11 protein-coding genes are annotated in these 12,958 nt (G+C 71.3%); all 11 read right to left on the minus strand.

Annotated elements, in window-relative coordinates; all coding sequences use genetic code 11:
• Positions 1 to 77: 77 nt before the first annotated feature.
• A complete protein-coding gene (locus CP967_RS04325; RefSeq protein WP_150486654.1) occupies positions 78 to 1,079 on the minus strand; it encodes a TIGR03842 family LLM class F420-dependent oxidoreductase in 1,002 nt (333 codons plus the stop codon).
• A gap of 546 nt (positions 1,080 to 1,625) precedes the next feature.
• Entirely contained in the window at positions 1,626 to 3,194 is a 1,569-nt protein-coding gene (locus CP967_RS04330; protein WP_150486655.1) for a pectate lyase family protein, read from the minus strand.
• 1,275 nt (positions 3,195 to 4,469) lie between these two features.
• Entirely contained in the window at positions 4,470 to 5,861 is a 1,392-nt protein-coding gene (gene hydA / locus CP967_RS04335) for a dihydropyrimidinase (RefSeq protein WP_150486656.1), read from the minus strand.
• A gap of 144 nt (positions 5,862 to 6,005) precedes the next feature.
• Positions 6,006 to 6,149, minus strand: a complete 144-nt coding sequence (locus CP967_RS33845; protein WP_167535325.1) for a hypothetical protein — start codon at positions 6,147 to 6,149, stop codon at positions 6,006 to 6,008.
• A gap of 101 nt (positions 6,150 to 6,250) precedes the next feature.
• Positions 6,251 to 7,534: an aspartate aminotransferase family protein gene (locus tag CP967_RS04340; RefSeq protein ID WP_150486657.1), complete on the minus strand. Its 1,284-nt coding sequence runs from the start codon at positions 7,532 to 7,534 to the stop codon at positions 6,251 to 6,253.
• Positions 7,531 to 8,373: a nitrilase-related carbon-nitrogen hydrolase gene (locus tag CP967_RS04345; RefSeq protein WP_150486658.1), complete on the minus strand. Its 843-nt coding sequence runs from the start codon at positions 8,371 to 8,373 to the stop codon at positions 7,531 to 7,533. The genes CP967_RS04340 and CP967_RS04345 overlap by 4 nt, the downstream gene beginning before the upstream one ends.
• Before the next feature lie 175 nt (positions 8,374 to 8,548).
• Positions 8,549 to 9,544 (minus strand): serine hydrolase domain-containing protein, encoded by a 996-nt coding sequence (locus CP967_RS04350; RefSeq protein ID WP_150491696.1) that lies wholly within the window; start codon positions 9,542 to 9,544, stop codon positions 8,549 to 8,551.
• An 89-nt stretch (positions 9,545 to 9,633) separates the two neighbouring features.
• Positions 9,634 to 10,557, minus strand: coding sequence for a DUF6895 family protein (locus CP967_RS04355; protein WP_150486659.1), 924 nt, complete (start codon positions 10,555 to 10,557; stop codon positions 9,634 to 9,636).
• Positions 10,554 to 11,273: a hypothetical protein gene (locus tag CP967_RS04360; protein WP_150486660.1), complete on the minus strand. Its 720-nt coding sequence runs from the start codon at positions 11,271 to 11,273 to the stop codon at positions 10,554 to 10,556. The genes CP967_RS04355 and CP967_RS04360 overlap by 4 nt, the downstream gene beginning before the upstream one ends.
• Entirely contained in the window at positions 11,270 to 11,452 is a 183-nt protein-coding gene (locus CP967_RS04365; RefSeq protein WP_150486661.1) for a hypothetical protein, read from the minus strand. Before CP967_RS04365 ends, CP967_RS04360 begins: the two co-directional genes overlap by 4 nt.
• Before the next feature lie 278 nt (positions 11,453 to 11,730).
• Positions 11,731 to 12,936 (minus strand): cytochrome P450, encoded by a 1,206-nt coding sequence (locus tag CP967_RS04370; protein ID WP_150486662.1) that lies wholly within the window; start codon positions 12,934 to 12,936, stop codon positions 11,731 to 11,733.
• Between the last annotated feature and the right edge of the window lie 22 nt (positions 12,937 to 12,958).

A 12,958-nucleotide genomic window follows, 5' to 3' on the forward strand; every position in this document is an offset into this window, starting at 1 on the left:
CGGGCGATGCGGGTGGGCGCGTATGGGTGACGCAGGCGGGTGCGCCCGGAATGGGCGGGGCGGGCGGTGCGGACCGTTCAGGCCGACAACGCCGGGATGACCGTTGATCCGTAGGCGTCGATCGTCGCCTCGCGGGCGTCGTGCATGTTGTAGACGGCGAACTGGTCGACGCCCAGGTCGCGCAGGATCCGCAGTTTCTCGATGTGCGCCTCGGCGGGGCCGAGCAGGCAGAACCGGTCGACGATCCCGTCGGGCACGAAGGCCGCGTCCGGGTTCCCGGTGCGCCCGTGGTGGCTGTAGTCGTAACCGGAGCGGCTCGCGATGTACTCCGTGAGCGCCTCCGGCACCAGCCCCGAGTGCTCGCCGTACCGTGCGACGAGATCGGCGACGTGGTTGCCGACCATGCCGCCGAACCAGCGGCACTGCTCACGGGCGTGGTCCAGGTCCTCGCCCACATAGGCGGGCGCGGCGACGCAGACGGTGACGGAATCCGGGTCGCGTCCGGCGTCGGCCGCAGCGCTGCGGACCGCCCTGACCATCCATTCGGTGAGGTACGGGTCGGCGAGCTGGAGGATGAAGCCGTCGGCCTTGCGTCCGGCCAGAGCAAGGGCCTTGGGCCCGTACGCCGCCATCCAGACGGGCAGCCTGCCCTCCTTCACCCAGGGGATCCGGAGGCGCTGCCCGTCCACTGTGGCCTCGCGCCCCTCCGCCAGGTCGCGGATCGCTTCGATGGCGTCCCCGAGCCGGGCCAGGGTGTCGGGGTCGCGGCCGGCCACCCGCATCGCGGAGTCGCCGCGTCCGATGCCGCAGACGGTGCGATTGCCGTACATGTCGTTGAGGGTGGCGAAGGTGGAGGCGGTGACCTCCCAGGTGCGGGTGCCGGGATTGGTGACCATCGGCCCGACGGTCATCCGGTCGGTGTGTTCCAGGATGCGGCTGTAGATGACGAAGGGCTCCTGCCAGAGCACCGACGAGTCGAAGGTCCAGCCGTAGCGGAACCCGTTCCGCTCGGCGCGCCGCATGAGTCCGACGACTGCCGAGGCGGGCGGGTCGGTCTGGAGGACAAGGCCGAAATCCATGACATGCACTCCTGGTCCGGGGTCTGGCGGGTGGCGCGCGGGTCGCGAATGACAGGAACCGCGGGGGTGGTGTGCCGCGTCGGCGGGCCGGTGCGCATACCGCCCCTCTCCCGGATTCCGGTCGTCAGGTGCCGAAAAGCACGCTGGTGGAGGCTCTGCGGGCACGTCCCCTGCGTGGTGCGGTGCGGGAGATCCTTCCACACCGAGCCGTGCCGGACCCGTACGACCGCGCCACGGCGGGCGAGTCGCGGGGGGACAATCCTGACCCCCCTGTCCCTTCTTGGGAAGAGGCCCTCCACCAGAGGTTCCGTGCGCGCCGTGACGTTGCGTGCCGCGCCGCGCCGCGAGGATCATGGCGCGGGCCTGCCGCCCGGGGAGCGGGCCGCCGCGTCCGTACGGCCGGTGGGCGGGACCGTGGGAACCGGCGACGGGAACACAGCAGGGCCCCGGTGGATTTCGCCACCGGGGCCCTGCTGTGCCCGTCGTCTCCCGCCCACCCGTGGCCGCGCCCCGGAGGGCCGGCGCCGGACGGGCGGGGACAGCTGGTTATCCGGCGTAGGTCTCGAACTCGGCGACCTTCGGGGTACCGGACGAGCTGGTGATCTCGAAGGTGACCTTCTTCAGCGAGGTCGCCGGGAAGGAGATGACGCCCGCTCCGCTGCCGGAACTCAGGACGGCACCGGTGTCACCGTTCAGAACCCTCCAGGAGCCGATGGCGGAACCGGAGGCCTGGCGGATGTTGATCTTGGAGATGGTGATGGCGGTGCCCCACTTGACCGAGACGGAACCGGTCGAGCCCGCCGGTGACCAGTAGGTGTTCAGGTCACCGTCGCGGACGTTGCCGTAGCTGGTACCGCTTGCCTTGCTGGAGCCGTCCGCTCCGGCGCCGATGCTGAGGTTGGTCCCGGCGGGCGGGTCCGTGGGGCCGGGCGTCGGGTCGGTCGGGTCCGGCGTCGGGTCCGTCGGGTCCGGGGTGGGGGTGGTCGGGCCCGGGGTGGGCGTGGTCGGCGTGCAGTTGCCGTCCGACACCTGGAGCCCCTTGTTGGCGCCGGCCGTACGGGCCACGACGTCCGGGACGCAGGAGGCGGAGTCGAGGCTGAACGCGTACGGGATGTTGACCGTGGTGTTGGACTTCGGGTTCGGTCCGGCCGGGTTGTACTCGTTTCCGGGCGCGGACCAGGTCACGTTGTCGAAGGTGTTGCCGCTGACCTGCCAGGACCCGGCCGCGTCGGTGTAGAAGGTTCCCAGGACGTCCTTGGAGTCCTTGAAGTAGTTGTTGTCCACCTTGGCGCGGGCTCCGGCACGGGAGTTGATCCCGGACTCGTTGAGTTTCACGTAGTAGTTGTTGTACATGTGGGCGATACCGCCACGCAGCAGGGGCGCCCGGGAGTCGATGTTCTCGTACAGGTTGTGATGGAAGGTCACGAACCCGTTGGAGAGTTCCGTCTCACTGGACCCGATGAGCCCGCCCCGGCCGGAGTTGCGCAGGGTGCTGTAGGACAGGGTGACGTACTGCGTGTTGTCCTTCATGTCGAAGAGGCCGTCGAACCCCTCCGACTCGCCGCCCGACGCCTCCAGGCTGACGTGGTCGACCCAGACGTTGCGGACGTCGCTCTCCATGCCGATGGCGTCGCCGCCGTTGGATGTGGGCGAGCCGGACTTCTTGACGTTCTTGACGCTCACGTTCTGGATGATGATGTTGCTGGACTGCCGGATGTGGATGCCCAGCTGGTCGAAGACCGCACCGCTGCCGACACCGACGATGGTGACGTTGCTGATCTGCTTGAGCTCGATCACACCCGCCGCGGTGTTGCAGCTGTCACCCGACACCTTGGCTGTGTTGCCGTGGTTGATGGTCCCCTCGACCTGGATGATGATCGGGGTGCTGCTGCTCGCCCGGTTGCAGAGGGCCTCGTGGATCGCGGTGCCCGTGGTGGCCTTCACGGTCTGCCCGCCGGCGCCACCGGTGGTCCCGCCGTTCTGGGTGGCGAAACCGGTGACACCGCCGGTGGCCGCCGATGCCTCGTCGGGGATCGTCATGATCGCCCCGGTCGCGGCCGCCACGGCCATCGTGGCCACTGCCGCATAGAGTCGCCGTGCGACTGGTCGCTTCATAGTCGTTTTCCTCAAGTCGTCTGCGAGTGCCGGATGTTGCTACTACGCGCCGTGGTCGCGACGGCGGCCCGCCCCGGCTGTCGCCGTCGCCGGGCAGGCATGACCGGATCGCTTCCGCCTCAGTGGTGCCGGACGGCGAAGACACCATTTGGCGACGGGACGACCAGTCATGACCCAAGGGCCGCCGCACCGTCGCGACTGCGACGGACGGCGTGACGCGTCGCCGCCACGGCGTACGTTCCATGGCGGTCCCGCGTCCCGGAGGAAGCCGCCCACCGGATCGACACAATTTGTCTGACTGAACGTCAATTTACGTACAGACAAAGGTAGTTGTGGCCGACAGGGCGAGGACTCACGACCGGGGAAAGCGCTTTCTGTTCGCAGAGAATAGAGTCGCCGCCGCCGGAGAGACAAGGCTTCTGACGCTTGCGGAATGAGCGCTACCGTGAGAAGGGGGCCGAGGGGCTCCCGTATGCCTCCGGCGCCGTGTCACCCGCGGAAGGCCGCACCGGGCCGTCTTACGTGGGGACGCCGCCCGGGGGCGGGGAGCATGAGGCGTTCAGGGGCGAGACCCGGGACGTCCGGGGGCAGCGTCCGGGGCCGCCCGGGGCGGGCACCCTGAAGCGGGGAGACGGCGCGGGCCCGGGTAAGGATCCCGGGAGCTGCCCCGCCCCGGGCGAGGCGCACGGCGTACAGATGCGCGGCGGGCAAGCGCGCGGGCAGTCGGGCAGGCGGGCAGGGCGTGTACGTACCGGCCGGCGTCCCGCACCGGACACCACCGCATCCGGACCGGCGGCCGCGCGGCCGCCCCTTGGGCTCCCGCCCTGGCCAAGGCACCGCACAACCGCGACTCCCCCGGGCGCGCCGGGCATCACGACAGCCCTCGGAACGGGCCCGTCGGACGGTGAGCCGACGAGGACCCGGGCGTCCTGCGTCCTACGGGCCCGGGAAGGAAAGGTCCGCGAGCTTCACGGCTGCCCGCGTGACCGGCATCGTCCGCCACGGCGCCTCGCGGCGTGAGACCGAGGGGGACGCAACCGCAGCCGGCCTCCGCAAGGGCCTGCCGGCAGGCGACGACCGCTGTCCGGGAAGCCCTTCACTTGACGTCCTGGCCGTATGAGGTGTCTTCTTCCCTGCGTGCGTCATCGTCTCCGGCTTCTCCCTCCGCTGCGGCGGACGGCATGCGGCAGGCGTACCCCTCCTGTTGGCCATCCGACTCGACGGCCCGCCACTGTCACTCTGCCACGTCCCGGGGCGGTGAAGACCCGTGGCCGCTCAGCCCAGGTACTGGCAGGTGGTACGCGGGACGAAAGTGCCGTGCCCGGCACGGCCCACGTACTTCCCCCGGTCGATGACGACTTCACCCCGTGAGAGGACCGTCTCGACCTGCCCGGTGACGGTCTTCCCCTGGTACGCCGAGTAGTCGACGTTCATGTGGTGCGTCTCGGCCGACAGCGTCTGGACGGAGTGAGGATCGTAGATGACGACATCGGCGTCGGCGCCCGGGGCGATCGTTCCCTTCCGGGGATAGAGACCGAACATACGGGCCGGGGTGGCGCAGGCGATCTCGATCCAGCGCCGACGGGAGATGTGACCGTCGACGACGGCCTGATGGAGGAGGTCCATGCGGTTCTCCACTCCGGGAAGACCGTTCGGGATCCTGGAGAAGTCACCGAGGCCCAGATCCTTCTGCCCGGTGAAGCAGAACGGGCAGTGGTCGGTGGAGACCACCTGGAGATCGTTCGTCCGCAGGCCGCGCCAGAGGGCGGCCTGATGCTCCTTGGGGCGGAGCGGCGTGGAGCAGACGTACTTGGCGCCTTCGAATTCCGGCTCGGCCAGGTTGTCGGTGGACAGGAAGAGGTACTGCGGGCAGGTCTCGCCGAAAACAGGCAACCCCCTGTCGCGGGCTGCGGCGATCTCCGCGACCGCCTCTTCCGCCGAGACGTGCACGACGTAGAGCGGAGCTCCGGCGACCCTGGCGAGCTGGATCGCGCGGTGAGTGGCTTCGGCCTCCAGCAGGGCCTTGCGGACCTCACCGTGGTGCCGGGGGTCGGTCTCGCCGCGCGCGAGGGCCTGTTCGACGAGTACGTCGATCGCGATGCCGTTCTCGGCATGCATCATGATCAGCCCGCCGACGTCAGCTGCTTTCTGCATGGCCCGCAGGATCTGCCCGTCGTCCGAGTAGAAGACCCCCGGGTACGCCATGAACAGTTTGAACGAGGTCACGCCATGCTCGACGAGTCTTGGCATCTCCCTCAGCGTCGACTCGTTCACATCCGACATGATCATGTGGAACGCGTAGTCGATCGCGCATTTTCCGTCGGCCTTCGCGTGCCAGGAGTCCAGTCCGGCCTGGAGCGCCTCGCCTTTCGTCTGCACCGCGAAATCGACGATCGTGGTCGTCCCTCCCCACGCCGCTGCCCGCGTCCCCGTCTCGAACGTGTCCGACGCGAAGGTTCCGCCGAACGGCATCTCCATATGGGTGTGGGCGTCGACGCCTCCCGGAATCACGTACTTCTGCGACGCGTCGATCACCAGATCGGCGGTCCACTGCTGGCTTCCCGGTGCTGCCAGCGCGATCACCCGGCCGTGCTCGATCAGTACGTCCGCGTGCAACTCGTCGGATGCGGTGACGACCAGGCCGCCGGTGATCAAGGTGCGTGTCATAACTCGTCCCCATTTCGCTCGGATACGGATACACGTGCTCTGCTCACCAGGGGCCGGCCCGCGTCGTCGTCCGGCTGGGAGAACCACGGCGGCCCACCGCTCCCCCGTGGTGTGCTCGTACGGCCAGCCGCTACCAGCCCGTCTTCACCGCGCCGCACGCCCGCTTGCAGCGGCGTCGGTGGCCTGGCCCTCCATCTTCCGCATGGAGTTCGTCCAGTCCTTCTCGGCCACCTTCTCCAGGTCCCGTGTCCCGACCGGGACGTTCGGCGCGTACTTCTTGATCATCACGAGTCCGGACCTGGAGCCTGCCCCGGGGTTCCGGGCCCGGGTGCCGGAGTCCGCGGGGCGCCGGGGCCGGGCCGTGGTGGTCCGGTCCGGCCCCGGCGGGGTCAGCAGGCCGCTCGCAGGGCGTCGGCCAGGATCGCCGCTCCCTCCTCGGCCTCGGCGGTGGTCAGTGAGAGCGGCGGGGCGATCCTGAGGACGCTGGTGTCGTGGCCGCCGCCCTTCCCGATGAGCAGTCCGCCCTCCCGGGCCGCTTCCAGAACGGCTGCCGCACCGTCCGGATGCGCCTCGTCGGTGCCGGGCCTGACCAGTTCGACACCGATCATCAGCCCCCGGCCGCGTACCTCGCGAACGCCCGCCGAGCGCGCGCCGGCCTCCCTCAGCCGTTCGATGAGCAGCCCGCCGACGCGGCGCGCGTTGCCCTGGAGGTCGTGTTCCAGCAGGTAGGTGAGGTTGGCGAGCCCCGCGGCCATGGTGACGGGGGAACCGCCGAAGGTGGAGATGGAGTTGGCGTCCAGGCAGTTCATGACCTCGGCGCGGGCGACGACCCCGCCGATGGACATGCCGTTGCCGATGCCCTTGGCGAAGGTGAGGATGTCGGGCGGCCCGTTCTCCGCGTGGGCCTGCCAGCCCCAGAAGTGGTCGCCGGTGCGGCCCCAGCCGGTCTGCACCTCGTCGCTGATCCACAGGACGCCGTGCCGGTCGAGGACTTCGCGGAAGGCGGCGTACAGGCCGTCGGGGGGTGCGGTGAAACCGCCGACCCCCTGGACGGGTTCGGCGATCAGCGCGGCCGGGCTCCGGGTGTGCCCGAGCAGGTCCTCCAGGTCGGCGACGCACGCCTCGGTGAACCGTGCGTCGCTCAGCTCCGCGTACGGCCCGCGGTGGCGGACCCCTCCGTGGACGTACAGGGTCTGGAGCGGTGAGAGCCCGGTGGGCGACCAGGACCGGTTGCCCGTGACCGACACCGTGGAGAAGGACCTGCCGTGGTAGCTGTTGCGCATCGCCAGGATCTGGCTGGACGCGCGGTAGGTGGTGGCCAGCAGCAGGGCGGTGTCGTTGGCCTCGGTGCCGGAGGTGGTGAAGAAGACCCGGGCGTCGGGGATCCCGGAGAGTGCCGCGACGCGCTCGGCGAGCTCCACCATGGGGCGGTTGAGGTAGAGCGTGGAGGAGTGGACGATCCGCCCGGCCTGTTCGGTGACGGCCTTGGTCACCTCGGGCAGGGCGTGCGCTGTCATGGTGGTGAGGATGCCGCCGAAGAAGTCGAGGTAGCGTCGTCCGTCGGCGTCCCAGACGTGGCGGCCCTCGCCGTGGGTGATCTCCAGGGGGTCGCGGTAGTACAGGGCCAGCCAGTCGGGGCTGACGGCCAGGTGCCGCTCGTGCAGTCCGGTCACGGTTCCACCAGCCCGTCGTAGGCGTCGGGCCTGCGGTCGCGGTAGAACGCCCACTGCTGCCGGACCTCCTCGATCAGCCCGAAGTCGAGGTCCCGCACGACCAGTTCCTCCTCCTTGTCACTGGCGACGTCTCCAACGAACCGGCCGCGCGGATCGACGAAGTAGCTGGTGCCGTAGAAGTCGTTGTCGCCGTACTCCTCCTGGCCGACGCGGTTGATCGCGGCGACGAAGTACTCGTTGGCGACGGCGGAGGCGGGCTGCTCCAGCTGCCACAGGTAGCTGGACAGGCCGCGCGAGGTGGCCGACGGGTTGTACACCAGCTGGGCTCCGTTGAGACCGAGTTGGCGCCATCCCTCGGGGAAGTGCCGGTCGTAGCAGATGTAGACGCCGACCTTCCCGGCAGCGGTGTCGAAGACCGGCCAGCCGGCGTTCCCGGGCTTGAAGTAGTACTTCTCCCAGAAGCCCTTGACCTGGGGGATGTGGTGTTTGCGGTACTTGCCGAGGTAGGTGCCGTCGGCGTCGATCACCGCCGCGGTGTTGTAGTAGAAGCCGGACCGCTCCAGCTCGAAGACCGGTACGACGATCACCATGCCGGTCTCGCGGGCCAGGTCGCACATCCTCCGGACGGTCGGCCCGTCCGGTACGGCCTCTGCCCACCGGTAGTGCTCGGGCTCCTGGACCTGGCAGAAGTAGGGGGCGTTGAACACCTCCTGGAATCCGATGATCCTCGCGCCCTGCCGGGCCGCCTCGCGGGCGTGCTCCTCATGCTTGGCGATCATGGATTCGGTGTCGCCGGTCCAGGTCGCCTGGACGAGTGCGGCGCGTACGACATCGGACATGATGCTCCTTCGACGCGGCGTCAGAGAGCCTCCGGGCGCGCGCCGTGCCCGTGGAGACGGTGCGGGGCGGCGCCTGGACGAGGAACGAACGTATGCCCCGCCACACAGCGGGGCAAGACCATCACCGTGAACCCGTCGGATCGATCATGTTTCCTACCCGAGCGGGTCATAGGGGTCATGGGCGGCCGGGGACCGGGAGCGCGCACAGTGTCGTGTAGGCGGCCTGGACGAACGGGGCGAGCAGCGTGGGCGCGGTGGCGGTGAGGGCCACCAGGCCGGTGCCGGAGTGCGGGAGGAATCCCGCGAACGCGGTGAAGCCCATGGTCCCCCCGGAGTGGTGGAGCAGGGGCCCGTCGGGCCGGGGGCGGAGGTTCCAGACGAGGCAGAGCCGCGAGCCCGTTCGGGGGATGATCAGCCGGGGCCGCTGGACCTCGGTGAGCGCCGTCCGCAGGAACCGGCCGGGAGCGGTCTCCGGATACAGCAGGGCTTCGAGGACCCTCAGCAGGTCACGGGCGCTGGAGCGCACCGCTCCGGCGGGGGCCAGCCCCGGCATCCGCAGCGGCGGGCGGGGCCGGCCGTGCCAGTGGCCGGTGGCCGCGGGCAGGCCGGGATCGCAGGTGGTGTCGGCCAGCGCCAGCGGCCCGGTGATCCGCTCGGCCAGCAGTGCGGGGTAGTCGCTCCCGGTCCCGCCGGCCGCCCGGGCGAGTACGCCGCCGAGGAGGGCGCCGCCGAAGTTGGAGTAGTGGACCCGGGTACCGGGCCGGTGGCGCGGCCGGGTCCGGGCGAGCGCGGTCAGCAGGTCGGACTCGGTGAACCGGGCGTACGGGTTGCTGAACCACCCGCTGCGTACGGCGCTTCTGATCAGGCCGGGCGGCAGCCGGGGCAGGCCGGAGGTGTGGGTGGCCAGGTGGAGCAGGGTCATCGGCGGGCCGGGGATCCGGAACGGCAGGTAGCGGTCGGCGCGGTCGGCGTAGGAGACCTCGCCGCGGGCGACGAGTTCGGCGAGCAGCAGGGCTGCGAAGGTCTTGCTGAGTGAGCCGGTCTCGAAACGGGTGCTGTCCAGGGCTCCTCCGGAGCACAGCACGGTGCGCGTCCCTCCGTGGAGGGCGCCCACCGCCGCGGCCGGTCCCGGGGCAGCGGCGAGGAGGGCGCGGAGCCGGGCCGCGGGCACGTCGTCGGCCGGGGCGCGGGGTGCGGTGCGGGGGCGGGCGCCCCGCCCGTCCGCCCGCGCCCCCGTCCTGCCCGCCCCGCGGCCGCCGGTCACGACCCGCGGGCCGACCGGGCCAGCGCGATGGAGCCGGCGACGGCGGTGACGACGACCGTGTGCTGGTGGTCGGTGAACCTGCGTCGCGGGTCGTCGTGCACCGGGTCGCTGTCCCGGGGGACGAGGCCGTCCTCGTGCTGGAGGGCGGCGAGCGCCTCCCAGTCCTCGGGGGCGCAGTGGGGGTCCTCCAGCGAGACGCCGACGACCAGGAGTTCGGTGACCAGGTCCCATTGCCCGACCTCGCGCCAGATGTCGATCCACACGGGAAGCCACCGGCGTACGTACCGGGCGAGTTCGGGCGGCAGGCCGTCCGGACGGGCGCCCCAGTCGGTGAGGTGGAAGACGGTGTGGGTCATCGCGTAGGCGGTGATCCAGTTGATCGCCCAGGGCTCGGGGGTCGCCCCGAGCCAGGTGGCGCGGGCCAGTTCCGCCATGTCGTCGGGGTGGTCGAGGCCGACCACCCGGGCGGCGTTGGCGACGGCGAGACGGCGGTTGGGCAGCACCTCGACGCTGTTCACCGACCGCATGCGGGACCGGTGGGCCAGGAGCCGGTCGAGCCCCTCGTGGCGGTAACCGCAGCGGACGAAGGGCGCGTACATCTCCAGCGGGTCCGTCATCAGGGTGTGGCGGAGCTGGCGTTCGTAGATCATGTCGCCTCGCCGGAACTGCTCCCAGGTGAAGTCCATCAGGCTCTGGGCGGCGGCGGCCCTGCCCGGTTCGGACCGGGTGTCCCGCAGGACGAGGGAGGCGGCGAGGGTGGTCTCCCCCAGGGGTTTGTAGACGCCGTCCGGGTCCGCCATGGTCTCGGTGGTGCCGGGGGGCAGTGCGCCGAGGGCGCGGTTGGCGTGCAGCCAGGCCAGCGCCCGGTCGGCCAGGCCGCGGGCGAGCGGGGTCACCGTCGCGGGGATGGGGGTCGTCATGTCCGTTCCGCCTTCTCGCCCGTGCCGGGGCGTGCTCCCAGGAGGTGCCGTGCGATCACCAGGTCGAGTGCGGTACGCGGTCCGGCGCCGCCCACCAGCCAGATGTGTTCGGCTGCGAGTGCGGGGTCCAGCGGCAGCTCGACGCCTTCGTACCGCAGCCAGGCGAGCCAGCGCACGAGACGTGCGGCGGTCGGGAAGTCCCGGCGCAGCAGGGACCGGGTGACTCCCCTGCTGAGGGGGAGCGCCCCGGTGCGGGCCGCGTCGTGCACCGGCCCGTCGAGACCGGTCGTCGCCAGCGGTGCCAGCTGGGACATGCGGACCGACCAGGGGCGCCAGTCGGTGCTGTCGGTGACGGTGCCGGCGGCCGGGGCCGGGCGGTGGGGGGCGGGGTCCTTCGCGGCGACGGACAGCAGCTGGGCGGCCGCCCAGTCCCGCCAGGCGACCGTCGCCTCCTCCGTGGAATCCGCCGCGGGGAAGGCGTCGAAGGCCTTGGCCATGACGGCGGCGTCCTCGGCGAGGAAAGGCCGTCCCGCCAGGAGGTGCGGAGCGAGGACGTCGGCGCCGAGCACCCGGATCGCGGCCAGGGCGGCGAGCGGGTCGGAGGAGTCGTCGACGTACCGGGCCGGCCGTACGGCGTCCTCGGTGCCGTCGAAGGCACCGAGGACGCCGGCCGCCAGGGCTTCGGTCGCCTCGGCGAATACGGAGGGGGAACTCACTTGTCCCGCGGCTCCTTCGGCTCCTTGGGCGAGAGCAGGAGCAGCGCCAGCAGGACGCCGGCCGCTTCGGGGGTGTAGAGCGGGGCGTCGCTCACGGCTGCTTCGGGCTGGACCATCAGCGAATCCAGCGCGGCCGTCCGCGTCGGCGTCGTGGTGGAAGTGATCTCCTGGGCAATCATGGTGCCTCCTTCATCACTGGGGACATTTACCACTTTTGCGGTCATGTCGTCCTAAATCCTAGGACGCCTGCCGGGTTTTCTCTCGGCAAGGCCGAGTTCATGGGGTGGCGAGGCCGTTCCGTCAGCCCGCACGGGCTTCTTGCGCCCGCACGTGCCCTCCAACTCGTAGCCTTCGGCAACGACCGGAGGGGCGGCCGTGCCGGAGGGGGGCGCCCGCCCCTGGCGGGGGCGGCTCCGGGTGCGGGTCACTTCACCTGGCGGGGGCGGCACCGGGCGGGTCACCAGGTCACGGCGAGGCTGCGCGGGCTGCGCGAGGTGCTCCCCGTCCGCCAGTCGACGCGGTCCGGGTCCTCTGCCAGGCGCAGACCCGGGTAGCGGGCGGCCAGCCGGTGCAGGGCGATCCGGAGTTCCGTGCGGGCCAGCCAGGCGCCGAGGCAGTAGTGGGCGCCTGCCCCGAAGGCCAGGGTCGGTGCCTCCAGCGGGGCGAAGAGGTCGTCGAAGGGGCGGCGGGTGAAGACGGCCGGGTCCCGGTTGGCCATGCCGCAGTCCGCGATCACGACGGCTCCCGCGGGGATCGTCACCCCGCCGACCTCGGCGTCCGCCGAGGCGTGGCGGGCGGTGCCCCGGTCGTCGCCCAGCGGCACGAGGTGGACGAGGCGGTCCACGGCCGCCCCGGCCGCGTCCTCGTCGGCGCCCAGCCGCTCCCAGGTCTCCGGGCGCTCGCCGAGGAGGTAGAGCAGGGAGTTGCCGAGCATGGTCATCGTGCTGTCGTGTCCGCCGACGACCAGACCGCAGACCAGGCTGACCAGCTGGGACTCCGGGATGTCGTCCTCCTCGGCCGCGGCCCGGACCAGACCGCTGATCAGGTCGTCGCCCGGCGTACGACGCCGCTCGGCGAGGAGCCCGGCACCGAAGGCGCTGAACTCCTCCAGGGCCGCCGTCACCTGGCCGTCGGCGAGCGAGCCGTCGGAGAAGGCGTGTTCGCTCCAGTGCCGCATCCGGTCCCTGGCCTGTTCGTCCAGTCCCATCAGCCGGCTGATCACCGCCACCGGCAGCGGCAGCGTGAACTCCTGGACCAGGTCGGCCGGGCGGTGCCGGACCGCCAGCCCTTCGAGGAGCTGCTCGACGATCGCGGCGATCCACGGCTGCCAGCGGGCGACGGACCTCGGGGTGAAGGCGCGGCGCAGGGTCCGGCGCAGCCGCAGGTGCTCCGGCCCGTCCTGGTTGAACATCAGGTCGGGGTCGTTCACGATCTCGGGCACGCCCGCGACCGCGGGTGCGTCGGGGTCGTAGAGCCGGGCCCGGCCGAACCTCTCGTCGGAGAGCACCTGGCGGACGTCGGTGTAACGGCTCACCAGCCAGGCCACCGATCCGTCCGGCTGCTCGACCGTGCGGGGCGGCCCCGGTTCCTCGAAACGGAGGCGGTGCAGCGGGACGAGGGGGGCCGGGGCGAGGGCGGACGGAGCGCCGTCGGTGGTGGTCACGGTGCCTCCAGAGGCCGTGGTC

This window comes from Streptomyces nitrosporeus (genome assembly GCF_008704555.1).
Lineage (GTDB): Bacteria > Actinomycetota > Actinomycetes > Streptomycetales > Streptomycetaceae > Streptomyces > Streptomyces nitrosporeus.